The sequence below is a fragment of the Streptomyces sp. NPDC096013 genome, from assembly GCF_044763565.1.
Taxonomy (GTDB): domain Bacteria; phylum Actinomycetota; class Actinomycetes; order Streptomycetales; family Streptomycetaceae; genus Streptomyces.
Map to the genome: position 1 here is coordinate 226,125 of NZ_JBIWGK010000010.1, position 14,938 is coordinate 241,062.

The 14,938-nt window shown below is 68.2% G+C and carries 20 protein-coding genes; 11 read left to right on the forward strand and 9 right to left on the reverse strand.

What is annotated here, in order from left to right:
- Positions 1–24 precede the first annotated feature (24 nt).
- Positions 25–768 (reverse strand): hypothetical protein, encoded by a 744-nt coding sequence (locus tag ACIRB1_RS30850; protein ID WP_403467716.1) that lies wholly within the window; start codon positions 766–768, stop codon positions 25–27.
- 40 nt (positions 769–808) lie between these two features.
- On the opposite strand from ACIRB1_RS30850, the gene ACIRB1_RS30855 reads away from it, so the two are divergent.
- Positions 809–1,453: a hypothetical protein gene (locus tag ACIRB1_RS30855; protein ID WP_403467717.1), complete on the forward strand. Its 645-nt coding sequence runs from the start codon at positions 809–811 to the stop codon at positions 1,451–1,453.
- Between the two features lie 54 nt (positions 1,454–1,507).
- Here the strand turns inward: ACIRB1_RS30855 and ACIRB1_RS30860 are convergent, their stop codons facing one another.
- Together ACIRB1_RS30860 and ACIRB1_RS30865 are read right to left on the reverse strand one after the other, a co-directional pair.
- Complete coding sequence (locus ACIRB1_RS30860) at positions 1,508–1,705, reverse strand: DUF397 domain-containing protein (RefSeq protein WP_403467718.1); 198 nt, start codon at positions 1,703–1,705, stop codon at positions 1,508–1,510.
- A gap of 11 nt (positions 1,706–1,716) precedes the next feature.
- Entirely contained in the window at positions 1,717–2,568 is an 852-nt protein-coding gene (locus tag ACIRB1_RS30865) for a helix-turn-helix domain-containing protein (protein ID WP_403467719.1), read from the reverse strand.
- A gap of 160 nt (positions 2,569–2,728) precedes the next feature.
- On the opposite strand from ACIRB1_RS30865, the gene ACIRB1_RS30870 reads away from it, so the two are divergent.
- Positions 2,729–3,160 (forward strand): ATP-binding protein, encoded by a 432-nt coding sequence (locus ACIRB1_RS30870; protein ID WP_403467720.1) that lies wholly within the window; start codon positions 2,729–2,731, stop codon positions 3,158–3,160.
- A gap of 15 nt (positions 3,161–3,175) precedes the next feature.
- Here the strand turns inward: ACIRB1_RS30870 and ACIRB1_RS30875 are convergent, their stop codons facing one another.
- Positions 3,176–3,382 (reverse strand): hypothetical protein, encoded by a 207-nt coding sequence (locus ACIRB1_RS30875; RefSeq protein ID WP_266769384.1) that lies wholly within the window; start codon positions 3,380–3,382, stop codon positions 3,176–3,178.
- Between the two features lie 349 nt (positions 3,383–3,731).
- Between ACIRB1_RS30875 and ACIRB1_RS30880 the strand changes: the two genes are divergently transcribed.
- Positions 3,732–4,556, forward strand: coding sequence for a hypothetical protein (locus ACIRB1_RS30880; protein ID WP_403467721.1), 825 nt, complete (start codon positions 3,732–3,734; stop codon positions 4,554–4,556).
- A gap of 3 nt (positions 4,557–4,559) precedes the next feature.
- Here ACIRB1_RS30880 and ACIRB1_RS30885 read toward each other — a convergent pair whose 3' ends face one another.
- From ACIRB1_RS30885 to ACIRB1_RS30905, 5 genes are all read right to left on the reverse strand, one after another.
- Entirely contained in the window at positions 4,560–4,937 is a 378-nt protein-coding gene (locus tag ACIRB1_RS30885) for a hypothetical protein (RefSeq protein ID WP_403467758.1), read from the reverse strand.
- 65 nt (positions 4,938–5,002) lie between these two features.
- On the reverse strand, positions 5,003–5,293 hold the full coding sequence (locus tag ACIRB1_RS30890) for a hypothetical protein (RefSeq protein WP_266769381.1): 291 nt from the start codon (positions 5,291–5,293) through the stop codon (positions 5,003–5,005).
- Between the two features lie 88 nt (positions 5,294–5,381).
- Positions 5,382–5,981 carry a phage tail protein gene (locus tag ACIRB1_RS30895; RefSeq protein WP_352184879.1) on the reverse strand — a complete coding sequence of 200 codons (600 nt, stop codon included), beginning with the start codon at positions 5,979–5,981 and terminating at the stop codon, positions 5,382–5,384.
- A gap of 148 nt (positions 5,982–6,129) precedes the next feature.
- Entirely contained in the window at positions 6,130–6,543 is a 414-nt protein-coding gene (locus ACIRB1_RS30900) for a hypothetical protein (protein ID WP_403467722.1), read from the reverse strand.
- A gap of 299 nt (positions 6,544–6,842) precedes the next feature.
- Positions 6,843–7,310, reverse strand: coding sequence for a helix-turn-helix transcriptional regulator (locus tag ACIRB1_RS30905; protein WP_352184881.1), 468 nt, complete (start codon positions 7,308–7,310; stop codon positions 6,843–6,845).
- Positions 7,311–7,585: 275 nt separating this feature from the next.
- Here ACIRB1_RS30905 and ACIRB1_RS30910 point away from each other — a divergent pair, with 275 nt between their 5' ends.
- The 8 genes from ACIRB1_RS30910 (at position 7,586) to tuf (ending at position 14,771) form a co-directional block, all read left to right on the forward strand.
- Positions 7,586–7,900: a WhiB family transcriptional regulator gene (locus ACIRB1_RS30910; protein ID WP_403467723.1), complete on the forward strand. Its 315-nt coding sequence runs from the start codon at positions 7,586–7,588 to the stop codon at positions 7,898–7,900.
- Positions 7,893–8,561, forward strand: coding sequence for a hypothetical protein (locus tag ACIRB1_RS30915; protein ID WP_403467724.1), 669 nt, complete (start codon positions 7,893–7,895; stop codon positions 8,559–8,561). Before ACIRB1_RS30910 ends, ACIRB1_RS30915 begins: the two co-directional genes overlap by 8 nt.
- Positions 8,558–8,776, forward strand: a complete 219-nt coding sequence (locus ACIRB1_RS30920) for a hypothetical protein (protein WP_352184884.1) — start codon at positions 8,558–8,560, stop codon at positions 8,774–8,776. The genes ACIRB1_RS30915 and ACIRB1_RS30920 overlap by 4 nt, the downstream gene beginning before the upstream one ends.
- A gap of 725 nt (positions 8,777–9,501) precedes the next feature.
- The gene (locus ACIRB1_RS30925; protein WP_403467725.1) at positions 9,502–10,077 is read left to right on the forward strand and encodes a DUF1707 and DUF4190 domain-containing protein; all 576 of its coding nucleotides are present in this window, start codon (positions 9,502–9,504) and stop codon (positions 10,075–10,077) included.
- A gap of 309 nt (positions 10,078–10,386) precedes the next feature.
- Positions 10,387–10,758: a 30S ribosomal protein S12 gene (gene rpsL / locus ACIRB1_RS30930; protein ID WP_003948652.1), complete on the forward strand. Its 372-nt coding sequence runs from the start codon at positions 10,387–10,389 to the stop codon at positions 10,756–10,758.
- A gap of 3 nt (positions 10,759–10,761) precedes the next feature.
- Complete coding sequence (rpsG, locus tag ACIRB1_RS30935) at positions 10,762–11,232, forward strand: 30S ribosomal protein S7 (RefSeq protein WP_005481264.1); 471 nt, start codon at positions 10,762–10,764, stop codon at positions 11,230–11,232.
- Positions 11,233–11,271: 39 nt separating this feature from the next.
- Positions 11,272–13,401 carry an elongation factor G gene (gene fusA / locus ACIRB1_RS30940; RefSeq protein ID WP_328830998.1) on the forward strand — a complete coding sequence of 710 codons (2,130 nt, stop codon included), beginning with the start codon at positions 11,272–11,274 and terminating at the stop codon, positions 13,399–13,401.
- Between the two features lie 176 nt (positions 13,402–13,577).
- A complete protein-coding gene (gene tuf / locus ACIRB1_RS30945) occupies positions 13,578–14,771 on the forward strand; it encodes an elongation factor Tu (RefSeq protein ID WP_019072299.1) in 1,194 nt (397 codons plus the stop codon).
- Positions 14,772–14,938: the final 167 nt, after the last annotated feature.

A 14,938-nucleotide genomic window follows, 5' to 3' on the forward strand; every position in this document is an offset into this window, starting at 1 on the left:
ATGAACTGGCCCAGTCCATTGCTTTTAGATGCCCGCCAAGGCCTGGCTCAGCGTGTTGACGGAGCCCGTCAATGCGACGAGATTTTTAGCCGTACTGTCCCTGGGTTTTGGTGCCTGCGGTTTTCCGGCGCTTCCGGCCGCTCGCAGCCTGCTGCGAAGGTCGTCCACGCCGCTTTTCGCTTCGTCCGCTGTCCGCTGGGCCAATCGGACATCGCTGTGCAGGTCCTGGCCCTGCGCGGCTTTATAGAAGGTCCCCTTCGCCCAGGTGCGTATCTGTTGCTTCTCCTGCGCCAGCCTCCGCATCATCTCCTGCTTCTGTTCCTGTTCCTTGTTCTTCTTTTCCTGGTCCTCTGTCTCCAGTCTTCTGACGATCTTGTCGGGCATGACCCTGTGCCACCACTTGTTGTCGGGCTTGGTCCAGGGAAAGGCGTAGAGGGAGTTTCCCAGCCAGCTGATCCCTTTCTCGTCCACTTTGAAGAGAGTGAAGTCGACCTTGACGAGAGTGAGTCCCGTGGCCACCGCAGCGAGACCGATTTTCACGTAGTCAAGCGAGTGATTGATCGCCGTCACCTTCATGGTGAGCGTCTTGGCTTCGTCTTTTCGGAAGTAGGCCTGGAGGACGTTACTCAGGGAAGGGACGTCCTTGCCCCAGTCCAGGGAGTGTTCGGCGCTACCGCCCGAGGGACCTGACATGTGTGTGCCTCTCTTCTGTGTTGAACTCTTCTTCTCCTGAAGGACTTGAATCCCGGTAATGCGCGATGCGATCATCTGCGGAGTGGCCGAGAACGTGGCTTAAAAAGGGGAAGATGTGGACGCTGCGGTAGTCGTGGATATCCAGGGCGGATTCGTCCCCAATGTGGTGTTGGAGAGCGTTCGGTTTGCCGTGCCGCTGGCCGAGTCCGAGTTCGGCGGACTGGCGGCAGGCATCTGGTTCTGCGCCGGCAGACCGATCAGGATTCCCCTTCCGGAGCCGGCGGGGCTCGACGTCTGGGTCGACGATTGGCTCGACCGCGGTTCGCCGACCGCGCGGCTACGCGGTGTGAAGCGCGACAATGGCTTGCAGCGCTTGAAGGAGAGCGGGAAAATCCGCAGCGGTCAGCCGTTCCGGCTTAGTCCGACGCTGGAAGCTGTCCTCGACGCGTCGGCGAATCTGCGGGACCACACCGTCGTGTTCGTCGTGCTGACGGAGGAGCCGGAGGACGGCGCGGAGTTCATGGCGACGATGAAGCGCGCGGCACGCTATCCGGTGTTCTGGGTCTTCATCGGAGCCGAGGCATCGGTGGAGCGGTCGGCGCGGCTAGGGGTGGTGGACACCCTGGGCCGAGAGCCCGGGGACCCGGAGAACTTCGTCATCGTCAAGGTCAACGGCTGGCCCGCCGTGACGCGTTGGTCCGTCTCCAGGAAGGTCAGGCGGGCGGTCCGACACTGGCGCAGCCGGACTCCCCTCGGCTGAGGCCGACGGGGCGGAAGCGAGCCTGGAGATGAGCGGCGGGCGTTCAGCGCCGAGCTACGCCTCCGTACGCAGCAGCCCTGACCCCACGGCCCCCGCGAACTCCGCCCACGCCCTCCGGCTCACCGTCGCCCACGGCAGTTCCGGCTGCTTCGAGTCGCGGAGCGCGATGAGGGGGCCGGTGGTCGCTATTTCGACGCACGCGTTGGCGGATGCCTCGGAGTACGAGGACTTGCGCCACTTCGGCTCGGACACGGGGGTACCTCTCACAGGTCGGCGGCGATCGAGAGGATGAGGTCTCTCGACTTGTTCGGATTCAACGCGACCTGTTCGACCAAGTCCAGCCGTCGTCGGAAGTTGGCCAGTTGGGTCGGAGAGTCGAAGAACACCGCGCCGATGGGGGAGTCCACCTCGACTGTGTCCAGGTGGGAGCTGGCGGCGGAGACGTACATCATCGTGTCGCCGGCCATGGGGAAGCCCTCAGCGGTGAACGGGATCACGAGCAGCCGGACGTTGGGGCGCTCGCTCTCCTCCAGCAGCCGGCCGAGTTGGGCCTTGGCGACCCGGCGGCCTCCGGTGTGCATGCGCAGCGCCGCTTCGTGGACCAGGCCGACGTACGGAATACCCGGAGCGTCCGCGATCACGGTGTGCCTCGCCAGGCGCTGGGCGATCCTCAACTCGACCTCCAGGCGCGGCAGTGCCGGGACGAAGAGGTCGAACAATGCCCGTGCGTGCTCCTCGGTCTGGAAGAGCCCAGGGATGTGGGCGGTCTGCAGCGTGCGCAACCCGGTGGCGTGATGTTCGAGTTCCGCAAGGTCCACGAAGTCCGGCGGGATCTTGCCCCGGTACTCGTCCCACCAGCCCTTCGACCGTCCGCCGGTCATCGAGGCGAGGGCGTCGATCAGTTCGGGGTCGTCGCATTCGTAGATGCTCGCGAGACGGCGGAGGCGCTCCTCGCTGATGCCGAAACGACCAGCCTCGATGTTGGAGATCATCGTCCGGTCGGCGCCGAGCCGTTCGCCCGCGACCGGGGCGGTCATGCCGATGGCCTCGCGCAGTCTGCGCAGCTCGGCGCCGAAGCGACGTTGGCGAATGGTGGGGGCCTGTCGGGGTGCCATGGATCAACTCCTCGCTCGCGCGCACAGTTTGCCGACCTGTGAGCCGGGCGTCCAACTCGTTCAACGATAGTACTCGTTTTAGTGAATCGGGTAGCACGCGTTTTAGTTCCGCTAGTAGCTTGTGCAGCAAGCCGCTCATCGACTCCCCGCGAGGTGAACGATGGACCACCCTCCCTTCAACACCACCCCCACCCGCGTCGGTTGGGACACCTCCGCCCTCGACCCCCTCCGCCCCGTCGCCGAGGCCCGGCACCGCACCCGCGTCTGGCTCCAAGAGCACTGGAAACTGGGCGAGTTGGCCGGCTCCGTCGAGCTCGCCGTGGGGGAACTGTGCACCAATGCCGTACGGCACGGCGGTGGGCTCGCCGGGTTGGAGCTGACACTCGGGACCGGGCGGGAGTTTGCTCCACCGTCTCTGCGGGTGATGGTGACCGACCGTGCGCCTGCGCTGGCGCCCGAACTGCCCGCGTGCGCCGACCTGTTGGACGAGGGCGGGCGGGGGCTGCGGCTCGTCGAGGCGTTGGCGCGGCGGTGGGGATGGCATCGCACCGGGTTCGACGAGAAGCAGGTCTGGTGCACATTCACCGTGTGAGGCGGTGACCGGTGTTCACGGTCGGCCGCCCCGTCCCCGCCCCGCCTCCGTCAGCGCGTCCGTCCACCCCGCCGCGTACGCCCGTGACTCGCGCGTGAGCAACTCCTCGTACAGCCGGTCGAGCAGTGCCTCGCGGTTCGGCGCGGGGGAGCGCAGGAGGTGGGCGAGGTGGGCGTAGGTGTCGATCGGCTGGTGCGGGGAGTTGCTCGTGCCAGTCGCCATGTCGGCCTGCTTTCCGGTCTGTCCGCTGGGCTGGTGGTACAGGTGGCGCTCCTGAGGCGTTCGAAGCGTCTGTTCGAACTAGTGTACGAGTAATCTCATGGTGGCGTTTCGTGTTTGCCGAACCCCGCCGCCCGCTCGGCGCTCCGGACCTGCGGTGATGCGGGGTGCGGTGGCAGTTGTGCCGGCTCGGTGAAGTAGTATCCGGCCGTTCTCCCGTCAGTGAATGAGAGGTGAATGACCAGGTCCCGTACGGCATTTGAGGGCCTGTGTACGACGGTGGGCGGCGACAGGGCGGCCGTCCTCGCGCTGGGGGGCGCGGTGGGGCAGAGACGAGAGCAAGGCCTACGGGGTGGATGGGAACGCGAGCGACGCGCGGCAGACGCATGTGATCGACTGGCTCGAACAGGCCCCCGATCTCCCTCATCTCATCGCCCGGCTGTCCGAACTCGTCCTACGGCTCGGCTACGCCCCCGACGACCTCGTCGTCCTTCCCCGCGCCGAACTCGACCGGCGTGAACTGGCCGCCTACAGCGCCGGCTGGGCCGACGTCGTCGACGAGCAGCTCCCCGCCGTCCGGCGGGCGTACGAGCGGCGCATCACCGCCGCCTACCTCCAGGGCCAGGAGGACGCCCGTACCGGACGCCGCCCGCACCGCGCACCTCATGAGTACGGGAGCGGGAGTGAGAGTAATGGGAGCGGTGGCGGTGAGGTCATTCAGCTTCCCTATGTTCAACTGCTGCGGCCTCCCTCCGAGTTGACGCGGGTAGAGGAACGCGGGGAACGGGAGCGGTCCCTCGCGGACGGGGCGCCCAGGCCAATACCCGAGGCGGAGATCGAGGTCGAGCCCCCGGTGGAGACCGAGGCCGACATCCTCGTCTCCGCCCGTGACGTCCGCGAGAAGCGGCCCGCGCCTACCGAACGGCGTCCGGTCGTACGGCGCAACGGGCGGCCCAGCGTGCCCCCGCTGAACGCCGGTGCCGGACGCGACAAGGGACGTAGAGCAGAGCCTGCCGAGCCGTCGTCGGCGTCCGCCTCCACCGGCGAGCGAAGTGAGAAACGGCCCCGGCTCTCCGCCAAGGTCCGTGCCCTCGCTGATGAGTTGGAGGGGCGGGCCCCCGGCCGGTCCCGGGGCGAGGGGCCGGGACCGGGACGGGCGGAAGGGCCGGCGGACTGACGATCAGCCGAAGAAACGGGCCAGTTGGACCGTCGACGGGGCTGCGGCGTCCGTATGCGTGTCCGCAGCCGCCGTCTCCTTCGGCCGCGCCCCGGCCGGGATCTCCTCGCCCCCGGTCTCCGTGTCGTCGTCGTACGACGGGCGCGGTACCGGCGCCGGCGGGTCCGGCTGGTCGCCCTCCTCCGAGTTGACGGAGGCGAACATCCAGTTGGCGGCGGCGAGATGGTCCACGGCGGCGGCCAGCAGATGGTCGGTCACCGACCAGTCGGCGGCCTCGCCGTGCAGCTCCCGGTTGAGGGCGCTGTCGTGCGGCAACTGCCGTATGAGCACGGTGAGTCGGCGCGCGGAGAGCCGGTCACGGTGCCAGTCGAGCAGATCGATGCCGTAATAGCGGAGCAGGTCCGCCTCAAGGGCCTCGGCGTGTTCGTCGACGAACCCGACGAGGCTCAGCCTTCCCCCAGGCCGAGCCCGGTCTCCTTGCCGTAGGCCTCCAGGATGGCGGCGATGTCCTGCATCGTGACCTCGTGCTGTTCGAAGCGGGTGAACTGCTTCTCGCCCAGCAGGAGTCGGAGCAGCCCGTCCACGTCGTTGTCGTCGAGCTTGCGCAGTGCCTTGGCGGTGGCGCGGGTCAACTCGGTGGGGAGGGTGTAGCTCTCGGTGTCGAGTTCGAACGACCAGGTACGGCCGAGGGCTTCGAGCCGCTGGGCGCGGGCCGCGTTGACGTCGAAACGGGTCATGGTGATGAGGGCTCCTGACTGGGTTCGTAAGTAACTGAGTTGGGGTTGGGGGTGGGACGGGCGAGCCCGCCCGTCCCACCCCGGTGGGTCAGGACGCGGCGTACGCGGCGTCCTTCATCACGAAACTGGCCAGCGGCGAACCGTCGGCCGCGGACATCGCGCTGAACGTGATGCCCAGCTGCGCCGCCGACTTGCGGGCCAGCTTGATGTCGTCCGACGCGGTGACCTGGCCGCGCGGGATGCCGAAGCGGTACGTCACCTTCGAGCCGTCGCTCGCCCGCACATCCGTGAACTCCAGTCCGAGGGCGCGGACATCGGCGAACGGCCGGTCGGCGATGTCGTACTGGTAGACACCCGTCGAACCGGTCACCGCGGCGACCCCGCCGCCGCCCATGAAGAACGGCAGCGTGTCCTCGTTGAACTGCATCAGCGAGAACTTCAGGGTCAGGTCGCGGTCCGAGTACACGAAGTGCACCGGGCTCACGGCCTGCCACACGTCGACCGGCTCCAGCTTGTCCTTCTTGCTGAAGGTGACGCCGTCACCGGAGGTGAACCCGAGGTTCTTCCAGGACGACCAGTCGGTCGCGCCGTCGGCGGAGAACGTCGACGGTACGGCCGTGTCGGCCGGGGCGACGTAGAGACGGCCCACACCGGCGATGCGGATCTCGGAGGAGTTGGTTCCTGCCATGGTGAATCTCCTTGTTTTCCAGGTGAGTTCGGATGTGGTGCGGTCGTACTCGGGAGGTCCGGGTACGAAGAAGGCCCCGCCGGGGGGTGGCGGGGCCTTCGGTCTGTGGGGCGTGCGGCGTGGAGCGTCCGGGGGATCGGGGAGGGGATCAGTAGACGTCCACGTACACCTTCATCACCGTGACGTAGCGGTTGGCCGCGGAGTAGAGGTAGTCGGGCAGCCAGCGCGGGCCGTCCTGCTCCTCGACCTCGGTGACGAGGTTCGTGCCGTACCTGTTGTTCGCCATCGCTAGTACGGCCTGCCGGGCGTCGTTGGCCAGGAGGTGCGCGGCCTGCTTGGTCGGGCCGTACACCTCCAGCTCGATCAGCGGCTGGTCGACATGGCGCTCGCCGACCCAGGCGCCGCCGCGCCGGTTGACGAACACGGCGGCGGCCGTGCCGTCGAAGCCGGTCGGCGCCTGTACGGCGACGACGGCGCCGGAGAGCCGGGGGTCGTCCTTCAGGATGTCGACGATCATCGCCTCGACGTCCGGGAAGGCGCTCGGTGGAGTGGGTGTGGTCATGCCGGGTCACCTCGGGGCAGCTTCGGGAGAGCGTGCGGGACGCGACGAGGCGCTGAGCGGCCGACCTGCGGGCGCAGCTCCGCCGCTGCACCAACTGTGACAGACGAGCGTGCGCGCACGCAACTAAAAACCGAGAACCGGTGGGGCAGCGGTGACCTGAGGTGGGGGAGGGGCTCGGGAGCCGAGGGGGTGCTGGGTGGGGTGAGGGTGGGGGAGAAGCCTGGGGAGCGGGGAGGGAGGGACCAGTTCCCTCTACCGCGAAACGGGGACCGTCAAAGCGGAAACCGGACGTCGGCCGGTCAGTCGGTCACCAGCATCCGGGCGCCCTCGTGATCGGCGTGCTCCGCCCCCGGCGCCTCGTTCGGCAGGAACTGCTCGACCACCCGCACGAACATCTCCCGCCGGTCGGCCGGTACCCCCAGCAGGTCGGCGACCTCCTCCAGCGTGGGGCGGCGGCCGAACTCAGCGCCGGGCGCGGGGGAGGCCAGGTACTCGTGCGGGTCGGCGAGTTCCTCCGCGGTGAGCCGGCCGGAGCGGATGAGCATGTCGCGGACCGGCACGCCCAGCACGCGGGCGAGCCTGCGCGTGGTCTCGAGGTCCGGCATGCTCTGGCGCTGCAACAGGCGGGTGACGGCGGCCCGGTGGACGCCCGCCTCGTCCGCTATCCGGGACTTGCCGCCGCCGCGCGGGCTGTCGATGTCGTAGCCGCGGTCGCGCATCAGGTCCTCGACCCACGCGGCGAACGCGTCCAGATCCTGGCTGGTCATCTGTGTGCTCGCTTCCTTCGGATTGCAGCGAGTTTAGCTTGCTTGCGCGCACGGAATTACGTGCTCGCGTGCAAGCACTGAGGAAAATCCGCCTAATTGGGCGGAGGTTTGGTGGAGGTGAGGCCCCGGGGGCCGGTTTCGTGACGGATTGTCGTCACGACTGTGAGGTGGGTGACCGCAGTGAACGTTGCGAGCGCGCGCGCAATCTGTAAACCTGGATGACCGGATGGCACGTGCCAAACGCCTGTGCCACACCCGTCCGACAGGGAGGCCCCATGTCCACCGACTCCTGCCCGCCACCACGCCCCTACGACGAACCCGCGGGCTGGCAGAGCACCGCCGCCTGCGCCGGGCTCCCGCCCAAGGCCGTCTTCTCGAAGAAGGTCAAGGAGGCGGCCCCCGTTCTGCGGGCCTGCGCCCGCTGCCCGGTACGGCGGAACTGCGAGCGCATCGTCGCCCCGACCGACAACTGGTTCGACGGCGTCTGCGGCGGCCGGCTCTACCGCTCGGGGCGCCCGGTCGAGATCCCCGCGCACCTCCTCCCGAACATGCCGGCGGCGCCGGCTCCGCGGGGAGGCTCCCTTGCCTGACCGGAGTCCGGCGTCCGCCGCGGCGGACCCGACCACGCACGCCGCCCTCTGGATCGGCATGCTGCTCCAGCAGTTCCCCGAACTCACCGTCGAACTCGCCCCCGGCCGCACCGCCCCCACCCGCCGCGCCCCCGGCCCACCGCCCCCCGACCTCGCCGACCGGCTCCGCGAGGAGCGCGCCGAGGCCCTCCTCCTGGAACAACGGCACGGACTCGCCGCCCCCGGCCACAGCGCGGCCCCGCTGCGCCTGCACATCTCCGACACGATCCGGGACATCACCGACGGCGTCGTAGAACTGGAGGAGGCCGTGCGGGAGCGGCTCGGGCTGCCTCGGGCGCGACGGGTGTCCGTGCCCGAGCGGCTGCGGCGGATCGCCGGACTGCTCGACGAGGTGGCGGCCGACGCCGTACTCGCCGCGCATGTGCGGGACGAGACGCGGCGGATGGCGCGGCGCTGTGCGCGGGCGCTGGGGGACACCGAGACCGTCGTACGGGTGTCGGGCCGCTGCTCCTGGTGCGACTCCGTCTCGCTGCGGGCCTTCCCCGACCGGGGCGCGGTGCTCTGTGTGAACCCGGCCTGCCGCTGCCCGGAGCCGGACTGCGGCTGCCACGACGACCCGGCCTACCGGCACACCTGGGACGAGGGGGAATGGGACCGATGACGACACTCACCAGGGGCGGGATGCCGACGCTGATCCCCGGGCCGCTCGCCGCGCAGGAGGCCGGGGTCGCCCCCGCCACCATCCGCAAGTGGGTCCAGCTCGGGCACCTGACGCCGGTCGCCAAGGCGGGACGGGCCCAACTGTTCCGGCTGGAGGACGTGTTCGCCGCGGAACGCGCGGCGGGCGGCGCCCAGCGCGCCAGGCGCACCCGGTGATGGACGCCCGTCGCCGTGCCGCTTCCCGGGACCTCGGGGTCGCTCCATCCGCAAGTGGGTGCGGCTCGGATATCTGACGCCGGGTCGGCAGGCCGGGACGCGCGGCTGGCGGTCCCTGGCGCACCCGGTGACGGACGGCCGTCGCCGTGCCGCTTCCCGGGACCTCGGGGCCCCCGCCACCCGCGAGCGGGTGCGGCTCGGCGTCTGACGCCGGTCGGTAAGCCGGGACGCGCGGCCGGCGGCGCCCGGCGCACCCGGTGACGGACGCCGGTCGCCGTGCCGCTTCCCGGGGTCCCGGGGCCCCCGCCACCCGCAAGTGGGTGCGGCTCGGCGTCTGACGCTGGTCGGCAAGCCGGGACGCGCGGCCGGCGGTCCCCGGCGCACCCGGTGACGGACGCCCGTCGCCGTGTCCCTTCCCGGGACCCCGGGGCCCCGCCACCCGCGAGCGGGTGCGGCTCGGCATCCGACACCGGTCGGCAAGGCGGACGCGCCGCCGGCGGCACCCGGCGCACCTGGTGAAGGGGCCGCCCCCACCCCCCTCTACGTCGTCGGCCGCGCTCCCCTCAACGCCGGCAACCCCCGCTCCCCTCTATCTCGGCCGCCCCCGCCCCTCTAACAGGGAACCGGGGGCGGCCCCTTTGTACCCCCGGAGGGAACCGGTGCCGTTTTCTGTGCGTTGGAGCATGATGAAGGCATTCGGTCTCCGGCGCCGGGGGAGGTGCTCTGTGTCGTACCCGACACCGTGGCAGGGGCAGGGGCAGGGGCAGGGGCAGGGGCAGGGGTCGCCGCAGCCCTGGCAGGGGCAGAGCGGGGCGTCGATGCTGGCCGCGACCGCCGACCGGGAGCGGACGGTGGACGTGCTCCGGGCCGGCTTCGCCGAGGGGCGGCTGCGCGAGGACGAGCTGGAGAAGCGGGTCGCGCGGGCCTACGACTCCCGGACCGTGGGCGAGTTGATGCTCCTGGTCGCCGATCTGCCCCAGGGTCCGCTGGCGGCGCCGGTGTACCAGGGGCCGCAGGCAGGTTTCCGCCCGGTGCCTCCGACGTTCCTGCCGCCCCCGGTCCAGCCGACCAACGGCAAGGCGGTCGGCTCCCTGGTCTGCGGGCTGCTCACCGTGCCGACGATCGGCCTCACCGGCATCCCCGCGGCGATCCTCGGCCACACCGCCCGCGCCGAGATACGCAGGACCCACGAGGGCGGCGACGGGTTAGCGCTGACCGGACTGGTCTTCGGCTGGCTCGCGCTCACCGGCTGGACCCTGATGCTGCTGCTCCTGATCGTGGCCGCCGCCAGCTCCCCGTGAGGGGCGGTCGCCGTAGAATCGAAGATCGCTGAGGGGGTCCGGCTTCGGCATGTCCCGTGCCGAGCCGTGGGTGCCACCCATTTGTTTTGACCGCAGCGAATGAGGTAGGTACGCTCAGACCTTGTGCCTGGGGTGTGCCCTGGCTCTCGTGCGTGCCTTGAACCGCACTAAGGGAGCCGTCACTGGCCACCGCAATCTGCGCCCCTTTTGCTCACCGGCGAAAGTCTGCGGGATTCGACACACCCGACCGCGTGGGTCGGTGACGTTCCAGGTTAGCTTCACCATCGGCACACAGAAACCGGAGAAGTAGTGCCTACGATCCAGCAGCTGGTCCGGAAGGGCCGGCAGGACAAGGTCGAGAAGAACAAGACGCCCGCACTCGAGGGTTCCCCTCAGCGTCGTGGCGTCTGCACGCGTGTGTTCACGACCACCCCGAAGAAGCCGAACTCGGCCCTGCGTAAGGTCGCGCGTGTGCGTCTGACCAGCGGGATCGAGGTCACCGCTTACATTCCGGGTGAGGGACACAACCTGCAGGAGCACTCCATCGTGCTCGTGCGCGGCGGCCGTGTGAAGGACCTGCCCGGTGTTCGCTACAAGATCATCCGCGGTTCGCTTGACACCCAGGGTGTGAAGAACCGCAAGCAGGCCCGCAGCCGCTACGGCGCCAAGAAGGAGAAGTAGAAAATGCCTCGTAAGGGCCCCGCCCCGAAGCGCCCGGTCATCATCGACCCGGTCTACGGTTCTCCTCTTGTCACCTCCCTGATCAACAAGGTGCTGCTGAACGGCAAGCGCTCCACCGCCGAGCGCATCGTGTACGGCGCCATGGAGGGCCTGCGCGAGAAGACCAGCAACGACCCGGTCATCACGCTGAAGCGCGCGCTGGAGAACATCAAGCCCACGCTTGAGGTCAAGTCCCGCCGTGTCGGTGGCGCCACGTACCAGGTTCCGATCGAGGTCAAGCCCGGTCGCGCCAACACGCTCGCGCTCCGCTGGCTGGTCGGCTACTCCCGCGCCCGTCGCGAGAAGACCATGACCGAGCGTCTGCTCAACGAGCTTCTCGACGCTTCGAACGGCCTCGGTGCGGCCGTCAAGAAGCGCGAGGACACCCACAAGATGGCCGAGTCCAACAAGGCCTTCGCGCACTACCGCTGGTAGTCGCAGACCCCATCGAGACCGAGAGAAGACTGAAGCCTTATGGCTACCACTTCACTTGACCTGGCCAAGGTCCGCAACATTGGGATCATGGCCCACATCGACGCGGGCAAGACGACCACCACTGAGCGGATCCTCTTCTACACCGGCGTCAGCTACAAGATCGGTGAAGTCCACGACGGCGCCGCCACCATGGACTGGATGGAGCAGGAGCAGGAGCGTGGCATCACGATCACCTCTGCTGCCACCACCTGTCACTGGCCGCTCGAGGACGACGACTACACCATCAACATCATCGACACCCCGGGGCACGTCGACTTCACCGTCGAGGTGGAGCGTTCGCTGCGCGTCCTCGACGGTGCCGTCACGGTGTTCGACGGTGTCGCCGGCGTTGAGCCGCAGTCCGAGACGGTGTGGCGTCAGGCCGACCGTTACGGCGTGCCGCGCATCTGCTTCGTGAACAAGCTCGACCGGACCGGCGCGGAGTTCCACCGCTGCGTCGACATGATCAAGGACCGCCTCGGTGCGGTTCCGCTGATCATGCAGCTTCCGATCGGTGCCGAGATGGACTTCAAGGGCGTTGTGGACCTGGTCCGCATGAAGGCGCTCGTGTGGTCCGCCGAGGCGGCGAAGGGCGAGATGTACGACGTCGTCGACATCCCGGCCACGCACGCCGAGGCCGCCGAGGAGTACCGCGGCAAGCTGGTCGAGGCCGTCGCCGAGAACGACGACGAGATCATGGAGCTGTTCCTGGAGGGCGTCGAGCCCACCGAGGAGCAGCTGTACGCCGCGATCCGTCGCGTCACCATCGCGTCCGGCAAGTCCAAGGGCGTCACGGTCACCCCGGTGTTCTGTGGCACCGCGTTCAAGAACAAGGGCGTCCAGCCCCTGCTCGACGCGGTCGTGCGCTACCTCCCGACCCCCCTGGACGTCGAGGCCATCGAGGGCCACGACGTCAAGGACCCCGAGGTCGTCGTCAAGCGCAAGCCGTCCGTGGACGAGCCGCTGTCCGCGCTCGCGTTCAAGATCATGAGCGACCCGCACCTGGGCAAGCTCACCTTCGTCCGGGTCTACTCGGGCCGCCTGGAGGCGGGTTCGGCAGTGCTGAACTCGGTCAAGGGCAAGAAGGAGCGCATCGGCAAGATCTACCGCATGCACGCGAACAAGCGTGAGGAGATCGAGTCGGTGGGCGCCGGCGACATCGTCGCCGTCATGGGCCTGAAGCAGACCACCACCGGTGAGACGCTGTCCGACGACAAGAACCCGGTCATCCTGGAGTCCATGGACTTCCCGGCGCCGGTCATTCAGGTCGCCATCGAGCCCAAGTCCAAGGGTGACCAGGAGAAGCTGGGTGTGGCCATCCAGCGTCTCGCGGAGGAGGACCCCTCCTTCCAGGTCCACTCGGACGAGGAGACCGGCCAGACCATCATCGGTGGTATGGGCGAGCTGCACCTCGAGGTGCTGGTCGACCGTATGCGCCGTGAGTTCAAGGTCGAGGCCAACGTCGGTAAGCCGCAGGTCGCGTACCGTGAGACGATCCGCAAGGCCGTCGAGCGTGTGGACTACACCCACAAGAAGCAGACCGGTGGTACCGGTCAGTTCGCCAAGGTGCAGATCGCGATCGAGCCCATCACCGAGGCCGACGGTCCGGCGTACGAGTTCGTGAACAAGGTCACCGGTGGCCGTATCCCGCGGGAGTACATCCCGTCGGTGGACGCCGGTGCGCAGGAGGCCATGCAGTTCGGCATCCTCGCCGGGTACGAGATGACGGGTGTCCGCATCACGCTTCTCGACGGTGCCTACCACGAGGTCGACTCCTCCGAGCTCGCGTTCAAGATCGCCGGTTCGCAGGCCTTCAAGGAGGCCGCGCGCAAGGCGTCTCCCGTGCTCCTTGAGCCGATGATGGCCGTCGAGGTCACCACGCCCGAGGACTACATGGGTGACGTCATCGGCGACATCAACTCCCGCCGTGGCCAGATCCAGGCCATGGAGGAGCGTGCCGGTGCCCGCGTCGTGAAGGGCCTCGTGCCCCTCTCGGAGATGTTCGGCTACGTCGGCGACCTCCGCAGCAAGACCTCGGGTCGCGCAAGCTACTCGATGCAGTTCGACTCCTACGCCGAGGTTCCCCGGAACGTCGCCGAGGAGATCATCGCGAAGGCCAAGGGCGAGTAACACACACCGTTTGCACGCTTTAGGCTTGACACCGACCGCCGGGGTCCGAAGACCGGCAGCGGGACGAGAGATCGTCCCCGGAACCCGGGATCAGAACCCCGGCGGGCGGCATCCCAGCAAAGATCACCTGGCGCCGATGAGTAAGGCGTACCAGAACCACTCCACAGGAGGACCCAGTGGCGAAGGCGAAGTTCGAGCGGACTAAGCCGCACGTCAACATCGGCACCATCGGTCACATCGACCACGGTAAGACGACCCTCACGGCCGCCATTACCAAGGTGCTGCACGACGCGTACCCGGACCTGAACGAGGCCTCGGCCTTCGACCAGATCGACAAGGCTCCTGAGGAGCGCCAGCGCGGTATCACGATCTCGATCGCGCACGTCGAGTACCAGACCGAGACGCGTCACTACGCCCACGTCGACTGCCCCGGTCACGCGGACTACATCAAGAACATGATCACGGGTGCCGCGCAGATGGACGGCGCGATCCTCGTTGTCGCCGCCACCGACGGCCCGATGCCGCAGACCAAGGAGCACGTGCTCCTGGCCCGCCAGGTCGGCGTTCCGTACATCGTCGTCGCCCTGAACAAGGCCGACATGGTGGACGACGAGGAGATCCTGGAGCTCGTCGAGCTCGAGGTCCGTGAGCTCCTCTCCGAGTACGAGTTCCCGGGCGACGACCTTCCGGTCGTCAAGGTCTCGGCGCTCAAGGCTCTCGAGGGCGACAAGGAGTGGGGCCAGACGGTCCTCGACCTGATGGCCGCCGTCGACGAGTCGATCCCGACCCCCGAGCGTGACGTCGACAAGCCGTTCCTCATGCCCGTCGAGGACGTCTTCACGATCACCGGTCGCGGTACGGTCGTCACCGGCCGTATCGAGCGTGGTGTCCTGAAGGTCAACGAGACCGTTGACATCATCGGCATCAAGCAGGAGAAGACCACCACCACGGTCACCGGCATCGAGATGTTCCGCAAGCTGCTCGACGAGGGCCAGGCCGGTGAGAACGTCGGTCTCCTCCTCCGTGGCATCAAGCGCGAGGACGTCGAGCGCGGCCAGGTCATCATCAAGCCCGGCTCGGTCACCCCGCACACGGAGTTCGAGGCCCAGGCGTACATCCTGTCCAAGGACGAGGGTGGCCGTCACACGCCGTTCTTCAACAACTACCGTCCCCAGTTCTACTTCCGCACCACGGACGTGACCGGCGTCGTGACCCTCCCCGAGGGTACCGAGATGGTCATGCCGGGCGACAACACTGAGATGACGGTTTCGCTCATCCAGCCCGTCGCCATGGAAGAGGGCCTGAAGTTCGCCATCCGCGAGGGTGGTCGCACGGTGGGCGCCGGCCAGGTCACCAAGATCAACAAGTAGTCTTGGCTGATCCGACCGGTCTCTGACCGGTAGGTCTCGAAGAGGCCCGTACGACTTCGGTCGTACGGGCCTCTTTGCTGTTACGAAACTATTCGTCGGGTACGACCCGTTGTCCCCTCCCTCCCCTCGCCCCACCATTTGTCATGCCGCTGACCAAATGAGGTGTG